Annotated in this window: 17 protein-coding genes; 11 read left to right on the top strand and 6 right to left on the bottom strand. The window is 76.4% G+C overall.

Translation table 11 applies throughout. From position 1 onward, the window contains the following. The first annotated feature begins 296 nt into the window (after window positions 1-296). From ACFWIC_RS05070 to ACFWIC_RS05055, 4 genes are all read left to right on the top strand, one after another. Complete coding sequence (locus ACFWIC_RS05070; RefSeq protein ID WP_329881205.1) at window positions 297-1,493, top strand: sensor histidine kinase; 1,197 nt, start codon at window positions 297-299, stop codon at window positions 1,491-1,493. After that, window positions 1,490-2,173 (top strand): response regulator transcription factor, encoded by a 684-nt coding sequence (locus tag ACFWIC_RS05065; RefSeq protein ID WP_329881203.1) that lies wholly within the window; start codon window positions 1,490-1,492, stop codon window positions 2,171-2,173. Before ACFWIC_RS05070 ends, ACFWIC_RS05065 begins: the two co-directional genes overlap by 4 nt. A 591-nt stretch (window positions 2,174-2,764) precedes the next feature. Beyond that, window positions 2,765-3,367 carry a carbonic anhydrase gene (locus ACFWIC_RS05060; protein WP_329881201.1) on the top strand — a complete coding sequence of 201 codons (603 nt, stop codon included), beginning with the start codon at window positions 2,765-2,767 and terminating at the stop codon, window positions 3,365-3,367. Window positions 3,368-3,536: 169 nt separating this feature from the next. Then, window positions 3,537-5,015, top strand: a complete 1,479-nt coding sequence (locus ACFWIC_RS05055; RefSeq protein WP_380360118.1) for a SulP family inorganic anion transporter — start codon at window positions 3,537-3,539, stop codon at window positions 5,013-5,015. Between the two features lie 108 nt (window positions 5,016-5,123). Here ACFWIC_RS05055 and ACFWIC_RS05050 read toward each other — a convergent pair whose 3' ends face one another. The 5 genes from ACFWIC_RS05050 to ACFWIC_RS05030 all read right to left on the bottom strand — a co-directional run bounded on the left by ACFWIC_RS05050 (window position 5,124) and on the right by ACFWIC_RS05030 (window position 10,520). Continuing rightward, entirely contained in the window at window positions 5,124-5,957 is an 834-nt protein-coding gene (locus tag ACFWIC_RS05050; protein WP_380515902.1) for an ABC transporter ATP-binding protein, read from the bottom strand. Continuing rightward, window positions 5,936-6,784 (bottom strand): ABC transporter permease, encoded by an 849-nt coding sequence (locus ACFWIC_RS05045; RefSeq protein ID WP_380515899.1) that lies wholly within the window; start codon window positions 6,782-6,784, stop codon window positions 5,936-5,938. Before ACFWIC_RS05045 ends, ACFWIC_RS05050 begins: the two co-directional genes overlap by 22 nt. A 32-nt stretch (window positions 6,785-6,816) precedes the next feature. Then, complete coding sequence (locus ACFWIC_RS05040) at window positions 6,817-7,860, bottom strand: ABC transporter substrate-binding protein (protein ID WP_380515896.1); 1,044 nt, start codon at window positions 7,858-7,860, stop codon at window positions 6,817-6,819. Window positions 7,861-8,143: 283 nt separating this feature from the next. Beyond that, window positions 8,144-9,148, bottom strand: a complete 1,005-nt coding sequence (locus tag ACFWIC_RS05035) for an N-acetylmuramic acid 6-phosphate etherase (protein WP_380515893.1) — start codon at window positions 9,146-9,148, stop codon at window positions 8,144-8,146. A 211-nt stretch (window positions 9,149-9,359) separates the two neighbouring features. Further along, window positions 9,360-10,520 carry a hypothetical protein gene (locus tag ACFWIC_RS05030; RefSeq protein WP_380515890.1) on the bottom strand — a complete coding sequence of 387 codons (1,161 nt, stop codon included), beginning with the start codon at window positions 10,518-10,520 and terminating at the stop codon, window positions 9,360-9,362. A gap of 303 nt (window positions 10,521-10,823) precedes the next feature. Between ACFWIC_RS05030 and ACFWIC_RS05025 the strand changes: the two genes are divergently transcribed. Next, window positions 10,824-11,717 carry a MurR/RpiR family transcriptional regulator gene (locus tag ACFWIC_RS05025; protein ID WP_380515887.1) on the top strand — a complete coding sequence of 298 codons (894 nt, stop codon included), beginning with the start codon at window positions 10,824-10,826 and terminating at the stop codon, window positions 11,715-11,717. Continuing rightward, window positions 11,710-12,777, top strand: coding sequence for a BadF/BadG/BcrA/BcrD ATPase family protein (locus tag ACFWIC_RS05020; RefSeq protein WP_329951825.1), 1,068 nt, complete (start codon window positions 11,710-11,712; stop codon window positions 12,775-12,777). Before ACFWIC_RS05025 ends, ACFWIC_RS05020 begins: the two co-directional genes overlap by 8 nt. Before the next feature lie 104 nt (window positions 12,778-12,881). On the opposite strand, the gene ACFWIC_RS05015 is transcribed toward ACFWIC_RS05020, so the two are convergent. After that, on the bottom strand, window positions 12,882-13,712 hold the full coding sequence (locus ACFWIC_RS05015; protein ID WP_355404887.1) for an SAM-dependent methyltransferase: 831 nt from the start codon (window positions 13,710-13,712) through the stop codon (window positions 12,882-12,884). Window positions 13,713-14,057: 345 nt separating this feature from the next. Here ACFWIC_RS05015 and ACFWIC_RS05010 point away from each other — a divergent pair, with 345 nt between their 5' ends. The 5 genes from ACFWIC_RS05010 (at window position 14,058) to ACFWIC_RS04990 (ending at window position 19,254) form a co-directional block, all read left to right on the top strand. Then, window positions 14,058-14,414 carry a PRC-barrel domain-containing protein gene (locus ACFWIC_RS05010; protein WP_329881329.1) on the top strand — a complete coding sequence of 119 codons (357 nt, stop codon included), beginning with the start codon at window positions 14,058-14,060 and terminating at the stop codon, window positions 14,412-14,414. Between the two features lie 519 nt (window positions 14,415-14,933). After that, on the top strand, window positions 14,934-16,265 hold the full coding sequence (locus ACFWIC_RS05005) for a deoxyribodipyrimidine photo-lyase (protein ID WP_329951823.1): 1,332 nt from the start codon (window positions 14,934-14,936) through the stop codon (window positions 16,263-16,265). A 122-nt stretch (window positions 16,266-16,387) separates the two neighbouring features. Continuing rightward, the gene (locus tag ACFWIC_RS05000; protein ID WP_329881187.1) at window positions 16,388-16,801 is read left to right on the top strand and encodes an SsgA family sporulation/cell division regulator; all 414 of its coding nucleotides are present in this window, start codon (window positions 16,388-16,390) and stop codon (window positions 16,799-16,801) included. Between the two features lie 204 nt (window positions 16,802-17,005). Further along, window positions 17,006-17,461 (top strand): SRPBCC family protein, encoded by a 456-nt coding sequence (locus ACFWIC_RS04995; RefSeq protein WP_329881185.1) that lies wholly within the window; start codon window positions 17,006-17,008, stop codon window positions 17,459-17,461. A 332-nt stretch (window positions 17,462-17,793) separates the two neighbouring features. Next, window positions 17,794-19,254: an endonuclease/exonuclease/phosphatase family protein gene (locus tag ACFWIC_RS04990; RefSeq protein WP_329951822.1), complete on the top strand. Its 1,461-nt coding sequence runs from the start codon at window positions 17,794-17,796 to the stop codon at window positions 19,252-19,254. Window positions 19,255-19,268 lie beyond the last annotated feature (14 nt).

Raw genomic sequence — 19,268 nt, 5'->3', positions numbered from 1 at the left:
GTGATGCCGGGGGCCACGACGGGGCCGCGTCCCGGGCCGTCCGGGGCGCTCCGGACGGCCCGGACGGCCCGGGTGTCACCGGTCTCACAGGCGGGAGGCCGCCCCGGCCTCCGTTCCGACGGCCCGACCGGTCAAACTGGTACGAACCACGCCGTCGAACCGCGCCACCGAAACCGCCACGCCCGCCCCACCCGACGCACCCGACGCACCCGCCCCACCGCCTCCGCGCGACGTACCGAACTGGCACCCCCGGCCGGGGGAGCCGCCAGGGCACCCCCGGACCTGGAGATGCGAGCATGACCGACACCTGGCTGCGCCGGGCCCGCCGCTACCCCCGCCTGCTCGACGCGCTGCTCACGCTCGGGCTGCTCGTCGTCACCGCCGGGTCGACCATGACCGATCGCTTCGGCAACCACCTGGAGCCCGATCCGGCCGCCCTCACCCTGGCCGTCCTCTCCAGCGCCGCCGTCCTCGCCCACCGGCGCCGCCCCTGGGCGGTCCTCGCGGCGACCCTCGTCGGCGGCCTGGCGATCTGCTTCACCGTGGTCCAGCTCACCCCTGGCCTGATCGCCCCGCTCGTGGCCGCGCTGTACTTCGTCGCGGTGCACACCGACCGCACCACCGCCCGGATCGCCACCGGCGTGGTGGCCGTGCTGGTCACCATCGTCACCGCGATCAACGAGCCCGACGGGCCGATCGGGGCCAAGATCGGCGTCGTCTCCTGGATCCTGCTGCCCGGCGCCCTCGGCGACTCCGTCCGCAACCGCCGCGCCCACCTCGCCGCCATCGAGGAACGCGCCGAACGCGCCGAACGCACCCGCGAGGAGGAGGCCCGCCGCCGGGTCGCCGACGAGCGGATCCGGATCGCCCGCGACCTGCACGACGTGGTCGCCCACCACATCGCCCTCGCCAACGCGCAGGCCGGCATCGCCGTCCACCTCCTCGACCGGCACCCCGCCCAGGCCCGCGAGATGCTCAGCCACCTCACCGACGCCACCGGCTCCGCGCTGCGCGAGCTCAAGGCCACGGTCGGACTGCTGCGCCGCGCCGACGACCCCGAGGCCCCGCTCGAACCCGCCCCCGGCCTCGGCCGGCTTCCCGATCTGCTCGACTCCTTCGAACGAGCCGGCCTGCCGGTCCGGCTCACCGTCGAGGGCGAGCCGCAGCCGCTCTCCCCGGGCGTCGACCTGACCGCCTACCGGATCCTCCAGGAGTCCCTGACCAACGTGGCCAAACACGCCACCGGCACCGCCGCCGCCGTCACCCTGACGTACACGGGCAGCCGGGTCCTGGTCGCCGTCGCCAACGACCGGCCCGCCGCCCGCCCCCGCCCCACCGGGCCGGCCGGCTACGGCCTGATCGGCATGCGGGAGCGCGCCTCCGCCGTCGGCGGCCGGCTCACCGCCGACCACCGCCCCGGCGGCGGCTTCCTGGTCTCCGCCGAACTGCCCCTGCGCACCGCCGCCGCCCGAGAGGACAAGGATCCCCGATGACCATTCGCGTGCTGCTCGCCGACGACCAGGCGCTCCTGCGCGGAGCCTTCCGCGTGCTGATCGACGCCGAGGACGACATGGAGGTGGTCGGTGAGGCCGCCGACGGCCGGGAGGCGGTCGAGCTGGCCAGGTCCACCCGCCCCGACGTCGTCCTGATGGACATCCGGATGCCCGGCGTCGACGGGCTCTCCGCCACCGCCGCGATCTGCGGCGACCCGGACCTCGCGGGCACCCGCGTGCTCATCCTCACCACCTTCGAGATCGACGAGTACGTCGCCCAGGCCCTGCGCGCCGGGGCCGGCGGCTTCCTCGGCAAGGACGCCGAACCGACGGAGCTGCTCGGCGCCCTGCGCCGGGTCGCGGCCGGCGACCCGCTGCTCTCCGCCGCCGCCACCCGCGCCGTGATCGAGCAGCTCCTCGCGCACCCCGACCCGGCCCGCGCCCCCGCGGGCGTGCCCGAGCGCCTCGCCGCCCTGACCGCGCGCGAGCGCGAGGTGATGGCGATGGCCGCCACCGGTCTCACCAACGAGGAGATTGCGGCCCGGATGTTCGTCAGCCCCTTCACCGTCCGCACCCACGTCCACCGGGCGATGTCCAAGGTGGAGGCCCGCGACCGGGCCCAACTCGTCGCCCTCGCCTACCAGTCCGGCCTCGTGCAGAGCCCCCGCCAGGCCCCCTGACACCACCCGGGCGGCCCGGGCCGGCGCCGCCGGGCGTCCCGCCGGGCCGGTCGCCGCGTGCGCGGGTGTTCGCCGAACACCGCTGAAGGGCACGGGTGTTCGAGCCGCCGCCGCCGACGTGCAGTGGTCCGTCCGGCGGGTCGGGTCGTCGTTCGCAAGGGTCGGCCCCGGGCCGGGGCGCCGGCCCTCGGTACCTCCGTTCCGGGGGGCGTACGTATGCGGAAGGGGCGCGTACCGCCGGGAACGCAACTACTCGTCGAGGTCGGTGCGGTGTGCGCGGGGCCTTGCGCCCCAGCGTGCCGGGCCCGGGGCCGCGCTCTGCCGTCCGAGGTAACAGGATGTTTACCGGATCGGCACGATCCGTGCTCGGTATGCGCTTTTGCCTTCCCCATACCCGTGTTTTACTTCGTCTTGACGCGGCATCAGGTCACCGGGGGGACACCGAGGGTCATCGACGCGCGGCTGTTCGGCGCGCCGTGCCACGGCCCGTACCCGTCCGTCCACCGGAGACGTCTGGTTCCGACGTGCCTGCCCGTCCACCGCCCCTCCCGGCCGAGGCCGAGGGGGTCACCGAAGGAGGCATCCACCCTCATGGAACCGCTCATCGACAGGGCCCGGGCGTTCCCGCAGCGCGCGGGAGACACCGGCCGGGAGCTCACCGGCCTCGCGGCCGGCCAGACCCCGCAGGCCCTCTTCATCACCTGCTCCGACTCGCGCGTGGTCCCCACGCTGATCACCAACGCGGACCCCGGCGACCTCTTCGAGCTCCGCACCGCCGGCAACATCGTCCCGGTCTACCGGGCCGACGGCTCCTCGGGCGAGACCGCCACCATCGAGTACGCGGTCGAAGTGCTCGGCGTCCGCGACATCGTGGTCTGCGGGCACTCGCACTGCGGCGCGGTCGGTGCCGTGGTCCGCGGCGAGGACCTCAGCGTGGTGCCCGCCGTCCGCGCCTGGCTGCGCCACGCCGACCACGAGGTGCTCCGCGCGGACGAGGCCGACGTGTTCGACCCGACCGTGGCCGGGCCGGTACAGCGCCACGTCCTCACCCAGCTCGACCGGCTGCGCGGCTACCCCGCCGTCGCCCGGCGGCTGGTCGAGGGCGAGATCAGACTCCACGGCTGGTTCTACGAGATCCACACCGGCCTGGTGCTCGCGCACCGGGCGGACGCCGGCCTCTTCCTCCCGCTTTGAGGCCGGTTCCGCGCGACGGCCCGCAGCAGGACCGTCCGCGTCCGCGCGGCCCGGGGCCCCGTGCTTCGTCTGCGCACCCCTCGCTCCCGCACCGCTCGCGGCCGTACGGCCCGCAGGGCCGTCGTCCGCACCGCCACCGTCCCCACACCACAACTCTCCCGAGGACCCGATGACTCGTCGTCCCGCCCTTCGGCTGAGCACTCTGCGCTCCGACTTCGCCGCTTCCCTCGTCGTCTTCCTGGTCGCCCTCCCGCTCTGCGTGGGCGTCGCCGTCGCCTCCGGGGTGCCGGCCGAACTGGGGCTGGTCACCGGCATCGTCGGTGGCCTGGTCACCGGGCTGATGCCCGGCAGCAGCCTCCAGGTGTCCGGCCCCGCCGCGGGCCTGACCGTGCTGGTGTTCGCCGCCGTCCAGGAACACGGCCTCGCGACCCTCGGTGTGATCACCGCGGTCGCCGGCCTCCTCCAGCTCGCCATGGGAGCGGCCCGCCTCGGCCGGCTGTTCCGGGCGATCTCCGTCTCGGTCGTCCAGGGCATGCTCGCCGGGATCGGCCTCGTCCTGATCGCCGGTCAGCTCTACGCGCTGGCCGACGCGAAGGGCCCCTCCGGCGGGCCCGCGAAGCTGGCCGGACTGCCGGGCCTGGTCGCCGACGTCGCCGGCAGCCCGCGCGGGCTCGCCGCCGCCGCGGTCGGCGCCGGAACGGTGGCGATCCTGCTGCTCTGGCCGCGGCTGCCCGCCCGGGTCCGGGTGGTCCCGGCGCCGCTCGTGGCCGTGGCCGCCGCCACGGCGGTCACCGCGCTGTTCGACCTCCCGGTCGCCCGGATCGAGGTGGCCGGCCTGGGCGGGGTGATCGACCTGCCCGGCGTCTCCGACCTCGCCGCGCTCGGCAGCCTCGGAGTGCTGGGCACGGCCTTCACGTTCGCGCTGATCGCCTCCGCCGAGAGCCTGTTCAGTGCGGCGGCCGTCGACCGTCTGCACGACGGCCCGCGCACCGACTACGATCGCGAGCTGCTCGCCCAGGGGGTCGGCAACACCCTCTGCGGCGTGCTGGGTGCGCTCCCGATGACGGCGGTGATCGTCCGCAGCGCCGCCAACGTCCAGGCCGGCGCCAGGACGAAGGCCTCCCGGGTGTTGCACGGGGTCTGGCTGCTGCTCTTCGCCGCGCTGATCCCCGCCGCGCTGTCGGCGATCCCGCTCGCCGCGCTGGCCGGGGTACTGGTGCACGCGGGCGCCAAGCTGGTGCCGGTCCGCTCCCTCCGCCCGCTCTGGCGGGCCGACCGCGGCGAGGCGGTGATCCTGGCCGTCACGGCCGTGGCGATCGTGGTCACCAACCTGCTGGAAGGGGTGCTGCTCGGCCTGCTCCTCGCGGTGCTGAAGAGCGCCTGGGACACCTCGCACCTCCAGGTGACGGTCGCCGACCTCTCCGACGGCGAGGAGATCCAGGTGGTGCTGCACGGCAACGCCACGTTCCTGCGGCTGCCGCGTCTGGTGGAGACCCTGGAACGGCTGCCCGCGGACCGCCCGGTCCGGCTCGACCTGTCCGGTGTGCGCCACCTCGACCACGCCTGTCGCAGCGCGCTGGAGCTCTGGCAGGAGCGCCACAACCGCAGTGGGTCGGCCGAGTTGGTGGGTCTCCCGGCCTCGGCCTGACGGAGTCCGACGGCGTCCGGCACGGCCCGACCCGGTCTGACGGGACGGCGGCGGGGGCGGGGACGGCCGGTGGTCCGGCCCGCCCGCCCCTGCCGCCCCGCCCGCGTCTCACTCCTCCACGCCGAGCGCGGCCAGCAGCTCACCGCGCAGCTCACCGCGGCCCTTCACGTGCCCGCCGCCCGCCGTACCGCCCGCCGTACCTGCCGACGGCCGCAGGTCGTGCGAGATCCGGCCGTCGGTCAGGACCAGGACCCGGTCGGCGAGCGCCAGCGCCTCGTCGATGTCGTGGGTGACGAGGAGCACGCACGGCCGGTACCGGGCGCAGAGCCGCCGCAGCAGGGCGTGCATCCGCAGCCGGGTGAGCGCGTCCAGGGCGCCGAACGGCTCGTCCAGCAGCAGGAGTTCGGGCTGTCGGACGAGGGCGCGGGCGAGCGCCGCCCGCTGGGCCTCGCCCCCGGACAGTACGGCCGGCCAGTCCCGCTCGCGGCCGGCCAGGCCGACCTCGGCGAGGACGGTCCGTCCGGTCTCCCCGGCGTCCGGACCGGTGAGACCGAGCACCACGTTCTCCAGGACGCGTTCCCAGGGCAGCAGCCGGGCGTCCTGGAACACCACCGAGACGCGCTCCGGGACGGCCGCCGTCCCGGAACCGGTCGCACCGGGGGTGTCGCCGCGGCCGGCGCCGCCGCGGCGACCGGCCCGGCGGCCGTCCTCGTACCCGTCCAGCCGGCCGAGGGCCCGCAGGAGGGTCGACTTCCCGGAGCCGCTGTGGCCGAGCAGCGCGGTGAACTCGCCGGGTGCGAGGTCGAGGTCGACGCCGTCCAGGACGGTCCGGCCGCCGAACGAGCGGGTGAGCCCGCGCAGCCGGACGGCGGGACCGTCCGTCGCGCCGACGGGGTCCGCACCGGTGAAGGTGTCGGCGGTCAGGCCAGGGTGCGGCGCCATGCCAGCGCCCTCCTTTCGAACAGGCGGACCAGGGTGTCCGAGAGCAGGCCGAGCAGGCCGTAGACGACCAGGCCGACCACGATGACGTCGGTGCGGCCGAAGGTGCGGGCCTGGGTCATCAGGTAGCCGATGCCGCTGGAGGCGTTGATCTGTTCGCTGACCACCAGCACCAGCCAGGAGATCGTGACCGACATCCGCAGCCCGGTGAAGAAGCCCGGTGCGGCCCCCGGCAGGGCGATCCGCCGCAGGAACCCGGCCGGCGTCAGGTCGACGGTCCGGGCCAGCTCCGCGTACCGGGGGTCCAGGCCGGTCAGCGCGGCGTGGGTGTTGAGGTAGACCGGGACGAGGGTGCCCAGGGCCACCAGGATCACCTTGACCTCCTCGCCGATGCCGAACCAGATGATGGCCAGGGGCACCAGCGCGAGGATCGGCAGGGAGCGGACCAGCTGCACCGTTCCGTCGATCAGCGCCTCGCCGATCCGGCTGAGCCCGGCGGCCAGCGCGAGCAGCAGTCCGGCGGCGACCCCGAAACCGAGGCCGAGGGCGGCCCGCCGGAGCGAGACCAGCAGGTGCTCCTGGAGCTCGCCGCTGCGGGCCAGGTCGCCGAAGGCGGCGGCGACGTCGGCCGGCGGGGCGAGGGTCTGCGGGTCGAGCAGCCCGGTGGCCGAGGCCACCCACCAGAGGGCGAGCAGCAGGACCGGTCCGAGGGCGCGCGCGAACGGGATCCGGCGGCGCGGGCGGCCCACCGGTCGGTGGGTGCGGCGGGGCCGGCCGGACCGGCCGGGGGCCCGGGGCCGGGCGGGAGCGGACGGGGTTGAGACGGTCACGATGGTCCTCTCGGGGGAGCGCCGGTCGTCGCTCAGCCGGCCAGGGCCTGGCGCTGGACGGCCTCGAAGCGGCGGTCGAACTCGCCCGACACGTCGAGCTTCCCGGGGAGCGCCCCGGCGGCCGTGAGCAGGTCGGCGATGGCCTGGTGGTCGGTGAGGGCCTGCTCGTAGGAGGGGAACGCGGCGGTGCCGGTGTTGCGGAAGATCTGGCTCCCGGTGGCGGCCGGGATGTTCTGCTTCCTCACGTAGTACTGCTCCACCCATTCCGCCTCGTTGGCGTTCTGCCAGGTCAGCGCCTTGGTCCAGCGGGCGGTCAGGTCGGCCAGCGCGGCCGCCCGCGCCGGGTCCCTGAGGGTCTTGCCGGGGGTGATGAGCAGCAGCAGGCCGCTGGTGAGGTCCTTGTCGTCGGTGATCTCGTGGGCGCCCTTCTCGGCGTTGGGCAGCAGGTACTTGGAGGCGAGCGGCTCGGTGAGCGCCGCCGCGTCGATCTGGCCGCTCTGCAGGGCGGCGGGGATGTCCAGGACCTGGAGGTTGACGAGGGTGACGTCGGTGGTCTTCAGCCCGGCGCGCTTGAGTGCGTTGAGGACGGCGGGCTGGAAGGTGGTGCCCTCGGTGTAGGCGATCTTCTTGCCCTTGAGTTCGGCGACGGTCCTGGCCGGGTTGCCGGGCGAGGTGACGAGGTGGACGGCGGAGCGGCTGGTCTGGGCGACGCCGACCACCTTGACGTCCTGTTGGGCGGCCTGGGCGAAGATGGCGGGCGTCTCGGCGACGATCCCGAGGTCGAGCGAGCCGGCCCGGAAGGCCTCCAGGATCGCCGGGCCGCCCTGGAAGGCGCTGTAGCCGAGCTTGTACGCGGTTCCCTGGTCCTGTCCGGAGGCCTTGAGCAGGACCTCCAACTGGGCGTTCTGGTCACCGATCCGCAGGTCGGTGCCGGCCGGGACGCTGGTCGGCAGCGGTTCCTGCGGGGCGGGCGCGGCGCCGGCGGCGGAGCCGGTGGTCCGACCGTTGGAGGCGCAGGCGGTCAGGGCGAGTGCGGCGACGGCGAGTGCGGCGGCGAGGCGACGGGGGCGGTGCATGGGTGGAACTCCTCTGTCAGTGCGATGGGTTGGCGCGGGTTCAGGCCGCGAAGCCTGGTGGTCCCGGACCGAGTAGCCGTACCGGGTGCCGCGGGCGGCGCCGCCGTCGGCGGGGAAGGCGGGCGAGACGGGGGCGGCGTGGGCCGGCGGTTGGGCGGTGAGGACGAGCGGGGTGGAGGCGATCAGGGTCGCGGCGCGCGGGAGCAGCGGTCGGCGGCGGGGTGTCGGCGCCGGCATGGGGATCGGTCCTTCGGTGGGACGGGCCCCGGCCGGGTGCCCGTGGTCACGGGCGGGCGGCAGGCGGCGGGGACGGCGAGGGCAGCGGTACGGGCGGCACCGGCGCCGCGGGCGGGTCGAGCGGCGGGCCGGCGAGGTCCCCGGGACATCGGGCGGGCGCCGGGCGGAGCGCGTCCAGCGCGCCCCGTACCGTTCCGCCGGCCGCCGCCAGCGCGGCCCGGGCGGCGGCGGGGGCCGCGTCGGCGAGCAGCACCACGAGGGCGGGCTTCAGTTCGCCGTCGGTGGCGGCCAGTGCGGACCGGCAGGCCTCCGGCCCGGCGCCGGAGGCCTGGGCCAGGAGCGTGAGCTTCCGTGCGGCGAGCTTCCGGTTCCCCGCGGCGACGTCCGTCATCAGGTTGGACCAGGTGCGGCCGAGACGGACCATCACCGCCGTCGAGAAGCCGTGCAGGACGAGCTTCTGTGCGGTGCCCGCCTTCATCCGGGTCGAACCGGTGATGACCTCGGGGCCCGACTCCACGCAGACGTGGAGGTCGGCGAAGACGGCGAGCGGCGCCTCGGGGTCGGCGCTCACCAGCACCGTGAGCGCGCCGGCGGCGCGGGCCGCGTGCAGGGCGCCCGCCACGTACGGGGTCCGGCCGCTGGCGGCGAGGCCGAGCACGACGTCCCCGGCCGCCGCCTCCGCGAGCGCGGCCCGGCCGGCCTCCTCGCTGTCCTCGGCGCCCTCCGCGGCCCTGGTGAGCGCGGCCGGGCCGCCTGCCAGGTGGACCCGCACCCGGCCGGGCTCCAGCCCGTAGGTGGGCGGCAGTTCGGCCGCGTCCAGGGTGGCGTACCGGCCGGAGGAGCCGGCGCCGACGTAGTGCACGGTGCGGCCGGACCGCAGCGCGTCCACGGCGGCGTCCACGGCGCGGGCCAGGGCGGGCAGCGCGGTGGCCACGGCGGTGGGCACGGTGGCGTCCTCGGCGTTGATCAGCCGCAGGACGCCCAGCGCGTCCAGCCGGTCGATGCCGGTGCTGCGCGGGTTGCGCGCCTCGGTGGGCGGCAGGTGGTGCACGGGTGCTCCCGGGGTGGTGCGGGGACGGGGAAACGTGGGGACGGATCGGACGGAGGGGAGGTGGGACGCGCCTGACCGGGACGGGTCCGACCGGGGCGTGCCGGGTCGGGGCGGCTCTGCGTCGGGGCGGCTCTGCCCGGGGCGGGGTGGAGCCGGGCGGGGAGCGAGGTGCGGTCGGATCGAGGACCCGGGCGTTCCGGGCCGGCGCCGCTCAGGCGAGGGCGTCGGTGAGCGCGCGCCGCCCCGGTCCGTCCAGGCCCTCGCCGGGGAAGAGGCAGAGGTCCCCGCCCGCGGAGGCGTCGAGTGCGTGGTGCAGGGCCGCCCGGAACCCGGCGGTGGTGACCGGCGGACCCCAGTCGGCGCCCCGGGCGAGCGCGGCCGACGAGGTGGTCTGCACCATCGGCACCACGGCCGTCCCCGGCGAGCCGCCGGCCTCGGCCCGGACCGCCCGGGCGACCGCGCCGACCCACTCCGGCGGGCGGTGCAGGATCGCGTGGTACGACATCGGCAGCAGCGCGTCCACCAGCGGTGCCAGCTCCGCGGCCGACTGGCCGACCAGCCGCGTCCGACGAGCGCCGTCCTCCTCCGGGACGAGGAAGAGGCCGGTCCACAGCCCGGGCCGGGCGTGGCGGGCGGCGGCCACCAGCGTGCGGGCGAGGCCGGTGACGACCTCCCGCCGGTACCGGAACCAGTGCTCCCGGTGGCGGCCGGTCAGGACGGTGCGGGCCGCCACGGGGTCGGCCGGGACGGGGATCCCGGTGCGGCGGGTGAAGTCGGCGAGGGTGGTCGGATCGTAGGAGGCGTCGCGTGGCCGGGCGCCCGGCCGCAACTCCTGCTCCCAGTGCAGCGGCCAGCGCAGGAAGTCCAGGACCAGCCCGTCGAGGAGACCGCCGGCCGCCGCCCCGGCGCACCGCTCCGCCAGCCGCTCGCCGTGGACCGGGTCGGTCGGGACCAGGCCGGTGTACCACTCGCGTTGCTGCCACGGCCGTCCGTCGCCGGACACCGGCCGGAGGTCGGGTCGGCGGCGTTCGGCGGGTTCGGCGTGGTCGCTCAGGCAGGCCACGCTGCCGACCAGCCGGAGTCCGGCCGCGTGGCAGGCGGCGGACAGGGCGGGCGTGGCGGCGTCCGCCTTGGTGATCAGGGTGGTGAGGCCGGTGGCCGCCAGCCCGTCGAGCAGGCGCGCCCGGCCGTCCGGGTCGGCGGCGGCGAGCGTGCGGTCGAAGACGTACGCGCCGCGCAGCGGCGGGGGTGCCGGGTTCGCCGGGGACGCCGCCGGCTCGGACGCGGGTGACGGCGCCGGTGACGGTGGGGCGGGCAGGGGGGCGGGCAGGGGGGCGGGCAGGGGTGCGGGGGGAACGGCCGGGGCAGGCACGGGTGATCCTCGGTGGGGCGGGTGCGTGGGCGCGCGGCGGCGGTGGGCCGGTGCGGCGCGGGGCGTCAGCGAAGCGGTGCGACGGCCGGACAGGCGGCGGTGGTGACGCGGCAGAAGTCCACGTGGGCCCGGGTGGTGAGGACGGCGGCACGGGACACGGCGCGGTCTCCTTCCCGGGTCGGTGATGGCACACTTCGGACGAACCCGAGGTTGACACCCGTCGGGATGTCGAGGATTCTCGCACAGAACTATTCGAATGTGGAAGAGCAACATCGGTGGGCAACAGGATGTGGGAGGGATGTCGTGGACCGCACGTCGGCCCAGGCTCTGATCGTGCGACTGCGGGGCAGGCTGCCCTCCCTATCGCCGGTGGAACGCGCGGTCGCCGAACGCGTGCTGGCCGACCCGGCCGCCGCAGCTGCCCTGAGCATCAGTCAACTGGCCGCCGCAGCAGGGGTGTCGGACACCTCGGTGACGCGGTTCTGCCGCACCCTCGGCCTGCGCGGCTACCCCGATCTTCGGCTCGCCCTCGCCGCCGCCCAGGTCGCGGCCGCGGACGAGTTCGCCGTCCGGGTCGGCGCCGACGGGGACGTCACCGCCGCCGACGACACCCGGACCGTGGTCGCCAAGGTGGCCCGCCTCAGCGCCCGGGCCGCCGAGGACACCGCCGCCCAACTCGACCTCGACGCCCTGGACGCGGTGGTCGACGCCCTGGCCTCGGCCCGCCGGATCGAGGTGTACGCGGCCGGGGCCGGGGCCGTGGTCGCCGCCGACCTCGAGTACAAGCTCCAGCACCTCGGCCTGGTCTGTGCCGCCCGCTCCGACGTCCACCGGGCCCTGATGGGCGCCGCCCACCTGACCCCCGCCGACGTCGCCGTCGGCATCTCCTACTCCGGCCGCACGCCCGAGGTCCTCGACCCGGTCACCGAGGCCGCCCGGCGCGGCGCCACCACCGTCGCCCTCACCAGCGACCCGGGCTCGCCGCTCGCCGCCGCCACCACCCGGGTCCTCACCTTCGCCGGCCGGGAGAGCGACCGCCGCACCGGTGCGACCGTCAGCCGGACCGCCCAACTCACCGTCGTGGACTGCCTCTACGTCCGCCTCGCCCAGTACCTCGACACCCGCGCCGCCGACGCCCTCGACCGCACCCGCCAGGCCGTCACCCGCGGCCGCACCCCGCAGCGCCTCCATGCCTGACCACGGGAGTCCCGCCACCGCCCGGCGGCGGGGGCCCGCCTCCGCAGGCCGCGCCGAGGACACCTGGGTGGTGGGCGTCGACGTCGGCGGGTCCGGCCTCCGGGTGGCCGTCGCCCCCGCCGGGTGGCCCGCCGACCTCGCCGGGGCCCGGACGGCCGACGTGGCCGGGGCCGCCCGGGTGTCCGCGGCTGCCGCCGGGCAGGACGCCGACGCGCTGCTCGGCCGGCTGCTCCCCGCACTCGGCTCCCTCGCCGCCGGACTGCCGCCCGGGGCCGGGATCGGCGCGGTCGCCGTCGGCGCCACCGGAATGGCCCTGCTCGGCCGGGCGCTCGCGGCGCGACTGCCCGGCCCGCTGGCCCGCGCCACCGGAGCCGAACGCCTGGTGCTGGCCGGGGACTCGGTCGCGGCGCACGTCGGCGCGCTCGGCACGGGCGCCGGGGTGACCGTGGCCGGCGGGACGGGCCTGGTCGCGATCGGCTACCGCGCGGAGACCGGCTGGCGGCGCGCCGACGGCTGGGGCCAGCTGCTCGGGGACTGCGGCAGCGGCGGCTGGCTGGGCCGCGAGGGCCTGGCGGCGGCCCTGCGCGCGTACGACGGGCGGACCGGCGGATCGCCCGCGCTGCTCGCGGCGGCCGAACGCCGCTACGGCCCGGCGCCCGGTCTCCCGGCGGCGCTCCAGCCGCGTCCGGACCGCGCCGCGCTGCTCGCCGCGTTCTCCCCCGACGTGGTGGCGGCGGCCGAGGAGGGCTGCCCGGTCGCCGGTGCGATCGTCCGGCGCGCGGGGGAGGAGATCGCCGCGAGCGCGACCGCCGCCGCCACCGCCGTCGGCCTCACGGACCCCCGGCTCGCCCTGACCGGCGGCCTCTTCCGTCTCGGGCCGGTCCGCCGGGCGGCCCTCGACGCGCTGGCCGCCCGGCTCCCCGCCGCCCGCCTCCGGGAGCCCGACGGCCCGCCCCTGCTCGGCGCCCTCCGGCTCGCGGCCTCGGCTGCCGCCGCGCCCGGCGGGCTGCCCTGGCCACTGGACCCGCCGCTGCTGGACCTCCTCGACCTGACCGCCTGACCTGACCGCCTCGACCTGACCGTCTGACCGGACCACCTGACCGCTCACCGGCAGTGATCCCGCCCCGGCGCCCGCACGGTCCGGCCCTCCGGCCCCGCCGGGCCTCACGCCTTGCGGGCCACCGCGCCGTACATGCTGACCCGGTCGGCCCCGGCCTCCGGCGTGCCCTCCGGCCGCCAGAGCGGCACGGTGACCACACCCGGGTCCAGGACCTCCAGCCCGTCGAGGAACGCCCCCACCTCCTCGCGGGTGCGGCCGACCAGCGGTGCGGTGGCCCTGTCGTAGACCCCGGTGACCCGGTCCCGCACCGCGGCGGGGATGAAGTCCGCCGTCCCGTGCGAGAGGACCAGGTGGCTGCCGGGGGCCAGGACGTCGAGCAGCGTGCGGACGGCGTCGTACGGCCGCTGGTGGTCCGGCACGAAGTGCAGGACGGCCGCCAGCACGAGGCCCACCGGGCGGTCGAAGTCGAGCAGCTTCTCGGCCTCGGCGGCGTCGAGGAGCTTCTCGGGCTCGCGCAGGTCGGCCTGGATCACCGTGGTCCGGCCGACGGCCGTGCCGCCCATCAGGGCCCGGGCGTGCGCGAGCACGATCGGGTCGTTGTCCACGTAGACGACCCGGGCGCCCGGGTCGACCGCCTGGGCGATCTGGTGGGTGTTGCCGGCGGTGGGGATGCCGGTGCCGATGTCGAGGAACTGGTCGATGCCCGCGGCGGCGACGCTGCGCACCGCCCTGGTGAGGAAGGCCCGGTTGGCGCGCGCGGTCGATCTGAACTCGGGGTTGGCCGCCAGGGCCCGTTCGGCGGCGGCCCGGTCGGAGGGGAAGTTGTCCTTGCCCCCGAGGTAGTAGTCGTACATCCGGGCCGGGTGCGGGATCTCCGGGCGCAGGTCGGCGGGGACACCGGGCTCGCCCGGTTCCCACATGCTGTCGTAGCCCACCACTGCCTCCGCACCTCCATGATCTGACGATCCGTCGGCGCACAGCGTAGGTGCTCGGGAGGGGCCCGGTGGGCGGATGGTCGGTTCACCCCCCGTTGTGAGAAATGGGCGCGTTGGTCCTCGTTCGGGGCTCCTGTGCGGTCGGGGGACGCGTTCGGAGCGGGGCCGGGGAGGGGGCTCGGAGCGGGCCGGGTCGGCCTCCCTCCGCGCTCCTGCTCCCGGCCGGGGGAGCAGGTCCCCGGCGGGCGGTCCGGGGCGCCCCGGAGCAGGATGGGAGGGTCCGGGGCTCAGCCCAGTCGACGGGCCGCCGCACGCGGGCGGCAACGGGAGGTCGCCATGCTCGCCGTGATCGGTACGGCCGACATCAGGGAGTGGCGGGGACAGGCCGTCGTGGACGAGAAGGACCACCGGATCGGCGCGCTGGAGTCCGTCTACGTGGAGACCGCCAGCGACCAGCCGTTCTTCGCGACCGTCACGGTCGGCCTGGTGTCCCGGCGGCGGCTGGTCTTCGTACCGCTCGACGGGGCGGTCGTCGGCCCCGGGTACCTCCGGGTGGCGTTCCCCAAGGCCCAGGTCAAGCAGGCGCCGTCGATCGGCGTCGACGACGTCCTGCCCGCCGAGGACGAGGCGGCCGTGTTCGCGCACTACGGGCTCGCCTACACCCCCGGAGCGGGCGGCGAGCGCCGTCTCGCCCGCCGCTGACACCGAGCACGCCCGCGCCGGTACACATGTCGGTGCACACGTCGGTGCACACGTCGGCCCGGTCCTGACCGGCCTGCGCCGACCGGTCAGGACCGGGGCCGTGGCGGGGCGGGGACCGACTCGACACGGCACCCCGCCCCCGCCGCCCGGCCGGCGCCTCCCACAGCGCCGGACCGGACACCACCGCTTCGCGGCAGCCGGCGGGGCGGATGGCCCGGCCCGCCGGGTATCACCCGAACGGCGGAACCACTGCCCCCGGTCCGTGCCCGCCGGTTCCCACCGCGCCCCGCTGCCCCGCGCCCCGCCGCCCCGCGCCGGGCGCGCCGCATCCCGGTTCAGGGAGCCACCGGCGCGCCGCGCCCCGCTCGGCGCGCCGGACTGGAAGGCTCACCTGCCCGGAGGCCTGCCGGAGCCGGCCCCCGACAGCAACCTCCCGACCACCACCCGTCGGACCACCATCCGTCGGACCACCACTCGCCAGACCATCACCGTCAGACCACCACCACCGGGCCGCCACTGATGACCGTCGCCATCGCTCTGCTCACCCAGGACCTCCGCCTGCACGACAACCCCGTCCTGCACGCCGCCGCCGCCGCGGCCGACGAGGTCGTCCCGCTCTTCGTCCTCGACCCGGACGTCTCCGCCGTGGGCTTCGCCGCGCCCAACCGGGCCGCCTTCCTCGCCGGCTGCCTCGCCGACCTGGACGCCTCGCTGCGCCCGCTCGGAGGCCGCCTCGTCCTGCGCCGGGGACGGTCCGCGTCCGCGACCGCCCGGCTGGCCGCCGAGGTGGACGCCGCCTCGGTGCACGTCGCCGCCGGGGTGAGCGCCTTCGCCCACCGTCGCGAGCAGGCCCTGCGCGAGCAGCTCGGCGACCGGCTGCACGTCCACGACGGCTCCCTCACCGTGGCCGTGCCCGGTGCGGTGACCCCGGCGGGCAAGGACCACTACGCCGTCTTCACGCCGTACTTCCGGGCCTGGTCGCAGGCCCCGCGCCGGACCGTCCACCGCGCGCCGCGGGCGCTGCGCACCCCCGAGGGGATCGCGGGCGAACCCGTCCCCACCGCCGCGCCGGACTCGCCCGCCCTGCCGCCCGGGGGCGAGCGGACCGCGAGGCGGCTCTGGCAGCGGTACCCGCTGGAGCGCTACGCCGACCTGCACGACGACCTCGGCGCCGACGGCACCTCGCGCCTCTCGCCGTACCTGCACTTCGGCTGCCTCTCCGTCGGCGAGCTGGTCGCCGACGCCGAGCGGCAGGGGCACGAGGGCGCCGAGGCGTTCGTCCGTCAGCTGGCCTGGCGGGACTTCCACCACCAGGTGCTGGCCGCCCGGCCCGAGGCCGCTCACCGGGACTACCGCGACCGGGGCGACCGGTGGCTCCCGGAGGACGACGAGGAGTGCGAGGCCTGGCGGACCGGCCGGACCGGCTTCCCGCTGGTCGACGCGGGCATGCGGCAGCTCGCGCACGAGGGCTGGATGCACAACCGCGCCCGGCTGGTGACGGCCTCCTTCCTGGCCAAGACGCTCTACCGGGACTGGCGGATCGGCGCCCGCCACTTCCTGCGGCTGCTGGTGGACGGGGATCTGGCGAACAACCAGCTCAACTGGCAGTGGGTGGCCGGCACCGGCACCGACACCCGCCCGAACCGGGTGCTCAACCCGCTCTCCCAGGCGGACCGTCTCGACCCGGACGGTGCCTACGTGCGGCGCTGGGTGCCCGAACTCGCGGACGTCCGGGGGCGGGCCGTGCACCGCCCCTGGCGGCTGGACCGCCCGCCGGCCGGCTACCCGGCGCCGGTCGTCGATCCGGACGCGCTCTCCACCCGCCTCCGCTCGGCCCGCGGGCTGGAGTGAGGCGCCCGGGCCGGTCCGCCGGACGTCCGTTGCCGAACCGATCGCCGTGCGGTAGGCATTCACTCGGCGGACGGGGGTAGCCGGGCGAAGCCATGGTGGCGAACCGAGGGAGGAGGGGTCCCGTGTTCCGGATCATCGAGGACGTCGTCGAGGCGTGCATCATCGGGCCCGAGCTGAGGCGGGTCCTGCTGGAGCTGCGCTACGACACCGGTGACCCCTTCGCGATGTCGGTCGGGTTCGGCGCCGAGGCGGCGCTGGACCCGGAGGGGCGGCTCTGCTGGACGGCGGCCAGGGAACTGTTCGGCCAGGGGCTGAGCGCCCCGGCGGGCCGCGGGGACCTGCGCGTCCGCCCGTGGCAGCCGGGGACGGTGGGCGTGGAGTTCCACGGCGACGACGGCTGGGCGATCCTGGTCCTGGGGGCGGACGACCTCACGGCCTTCCTGCGCCGGACCTGGCAGGCGGTGCCCCCGGGCACCGAGCACCTGCTGACCCACTGGCCGGACACGGTGGCCGAACTGACCGGTGAGCCCGGCTGATCGCGGCGGGCTCACCGTGGTGGGGCGGACGCGGTGGAGGATCCCGCCCGGTCCCGCCCGGTCCCGCAGGGGCCGGTCCGGGAAAGTCCGATTCGGTGAAGTCCGCGGCGGTCCGGCCGACATGCCCCGGAGGTTCCGGGGCAGACGGGCTTGTGAGCGGCGACCGCCCTGCGGTCGCCGGCCCGTCGGAGGAGGGATTCCGCGATGACCAGGATCGAGCAGTCCGTCGAGGTCGACGTGCCGCTGGCGGCGGCCTACGAGCAGTGGACGCGGCTGGAGGAGTTCCCGCAGTTCATGCGGGGCGTGGTCGGCATCGACCGGCTCGGTGAGGGGCGCACGCGCTGGGTGGTGGACGTGGCGGGCGCGCGCCGCGAGTTCGAGGCCCGCACCACCGAGCTGGTGCCCGACGAGCGGTTGGCCTGGGCGGCCGTCGCCGGAGAGGTGCGGCAGTCCGGGGTGGTGACGTTCCACCGCCTGGGTGAGCAGGCGACCAGGGTCATGCTGCAACTGGAGGTCGAGCCGCACGGCCTGATCGAACGGGTGGGGGAGGCGCTCGGCTTCGTCGACCGCCGGGTGATCGACGACCTCCACGACTTCAAGGCGCACGTCGAGTCCCGCTGGGACGTCGGGGCGGAGCACGACCGCCACCAGCGTTCCTGAGGGTGCCGGGGGAGGGCCGGGGCGGGACGACCCGCCGCAACCGGCCCTGCCCGTACGGGGTCTGCCGCACCCGGGGGCACCACCGAATCCCCACCCCCCGGCACCGAATCCCCACCCGCCCACCTGAACCCGCTCTGGATTTCCCGCACCGCCCGACCTTCCGTCACGCATCGTTCACGTCCCGGTCGCCGGCCTTCGGATGAATGGGCCCGGCCCCACAGTTGTACAGCCAACTGTCAGTGGGTCGACCCTCCCCAGCCCCCGTCACCAGCCGTGGACGGGCCAGGTCCGACGCCCCCCGCCGGCCGGCCCGAGCGGCGGACAGGACAACCGTGGCCACCGGCAGCACCCTGAGCCTCGCCATCCCCCCGAGTCCCGCCCTCCCCGTCGAAGGCGACCGCCTCACCTTCCACTGGACCACCGACGCACCCGACGCCAAGAACTGGGTCGGCATCTACGACGGCGACCGCAGGCCCGGCACCGGAAGTTCGCTGCTCTGGAAGTACACACCGGCCGGATCCGGTGACGTCCAGCTCGACACCTCGGCGCTCACCGGCGGCCCGTACACGGCCTACCTGCTGGCGAAGGACGGCTACGGCGTCCTCGCGCAGACCGCGCCGTTCACCTTCCGCCCCAAGCCGGCCGTGGTCCGCCCGCACGCCGCGGTGGACGCGCTCACCGCCACGCCCGTCGCGCCCGGCGCCGCCGTCAGCGTCCGGCTCGGCGGCCTCTGGTCCCGGCCGGCCGGGAACCCGCCCGGCAGCGCGGCGTTCCGGAAGATCAGCGGCCCCGCCTGGCTCGCCGTCGGCGCCGACGGCGCGGTCACCGGCACCGCCCCGGCCGGCCGGCCCGCGCGGGACCCGGAACTCCTCGTCGTCGGCGTCAAGGACGGCGCGGGCGCCACCGACACCGTCACCGTGCAGGTCCCGGTGGCCGACCCGGCAGGTCCGCTCCGGTTGAAGACGGCCTCCTGGAACCTCGCCGACGCGGGCGCGGCCTTCACCGACGCGGTGGAGAAGCAGCTGCGCGTCGTCCTCGCCCAGGGCCTGGACGTGCTCGGCCTCCAGGAGACCGCCGGCAGCGCCGCCCGGACGCTGGCCGACGCGCTCGGCTGGCACGCCTACCAGAGCCCCGGCAGCGTCGGGATCCTCAGCCGCTACCCGCTCACCGCGGTCACCCCGCCCACCGCGGACCTCCCCGCCGCCGGTGCCACCCTCCGACTCCCCGGCGGCCGCACCGTCCGGTTCTGGGCCGCGCACCTCGACGAGTCGGACTACGGCCCGTACGCCGTCCAGGACGGGCGGACCGCCGCCCAGGTCGTCGCCGCCGAGAACGGCTCGCTCCGCCTGCGGCAGGCGAAGGCACTGGCCGCCGCGCTCGCGGCCGACGCCGCCGCCGGTGTCCCGGTGGTGCTCGCCGGGGCGCTCGCCTCGCCCTCCCACCTGGACTGGACGGCCGCCACCGCCGCCGCGCACGGGGGAGCGGGCCCGGTCGCCTGGCCGGTCACCACGGCGCTCCAGGCCGCCGGCCTGACCGACACCTTCCGGGAGGAGTACCGCGACCCGGCCAAGGCGGCGGGGGTCACCTGGTCGCCGACCCGCAGGCAGCGCGCCGCCGGGAAGGCCGAGCCGCAGGACCGGATCGACTACGTCCTCCACCGGGGCCCGCTGAAGCTGGTCGAGGCGCACACCCTGGTCGCCGACTGGCCCGCCACCGGTACCGACCCGGCCGCGCTCGCGGCCAACCAGTGGCCCTCCGACGCCGCCGCTGCCGTCGCCACCTTCCAGCTCTGAGAGGCCAGTCCGCG

Source organism: Kitasatospora sp. NPDC127035, from assembly GCF_042726075.1.
GTDB lineage: Bacteria > Actinomycetota > Actinomycetes > Streptomycetales > Streptomycetaceae > Kitasatospora.
The sequence above is the reverse complement of the archived record's forward strand: the minus strand, read 5'-3'. Positions and strand labels throughout refer to the sequence as shown.

Excerpts from the sequence above, each read along its gene's own strand:
- ACFWIC_RS05070 (WP_329881205.1), top strand. The coding sequence starts at position 297 with ATGACCGACACCTGGCTGCGCCGGGCCCGCCGCTACCCCCGCCTGCTC.
- ACFWIC_RS05065 (WP_329881203.1), top strand. The coding sequence starts at position 1,490 with ATGACCATTCGCGTGCTGCTCGCCGACGACCAGGCGCTCCTGCGCGGA.
- ACFWIC_RS05060 (WP_329881201.1), top strand. The coding sequence starts at position 2,765 with ATGGAACCGCTCATCGACAGGGCCCGGGCGTTCCCGCAGCGCGCGGGA.
- ACFWIC_RS05055 (WP_380360118.1), top strand. The coding sequence starts at position 3,537 with ATGACTCGTCGTCCCGCCCTTCGGCTGAGCACTCTGCGCTCCGACTTC.
- ACFWIC_RS05050 (WP_380515902.1), bottom strand. The coding sequence starts at position 5,957 with ATGGCGCCGCACCCTGGCCTGACCGCCGACACCTTCACCGGTGCGGAC.
- ACFWIC_RS05040 (WP_380515896.1), bottom strand. The coding sequence starts at position 7,860 with ATGCACCGCCCCCGTCGCCTCGCCGCCGCACTCGCCGTCGCCGCACTC.
- ACFWIC_RS05020 (WP_329951825.1), top strand. The coding sequence starts at position 11,710 with ATGCCTGACCACGGGAGTCCCGCCACCGCCCGGCGGCGGGGGCCCGCC.
- ACFWIC_RS05005 (WP_329951823.1), top strand. The coding sequence starts at position 14,934 with ATGACCGTCGCCATCGCTCTGCTCACCCAGGACCTCCGCCTGCACGAC.
- ACFWIC_RS04995 (WP_329881185.1), top strand. The coding sequence starts at position 17,006 with ATGACCAGGATCGAGCAGTCCGTCGAGGTCGACGTGCCGCTGGCGGCG.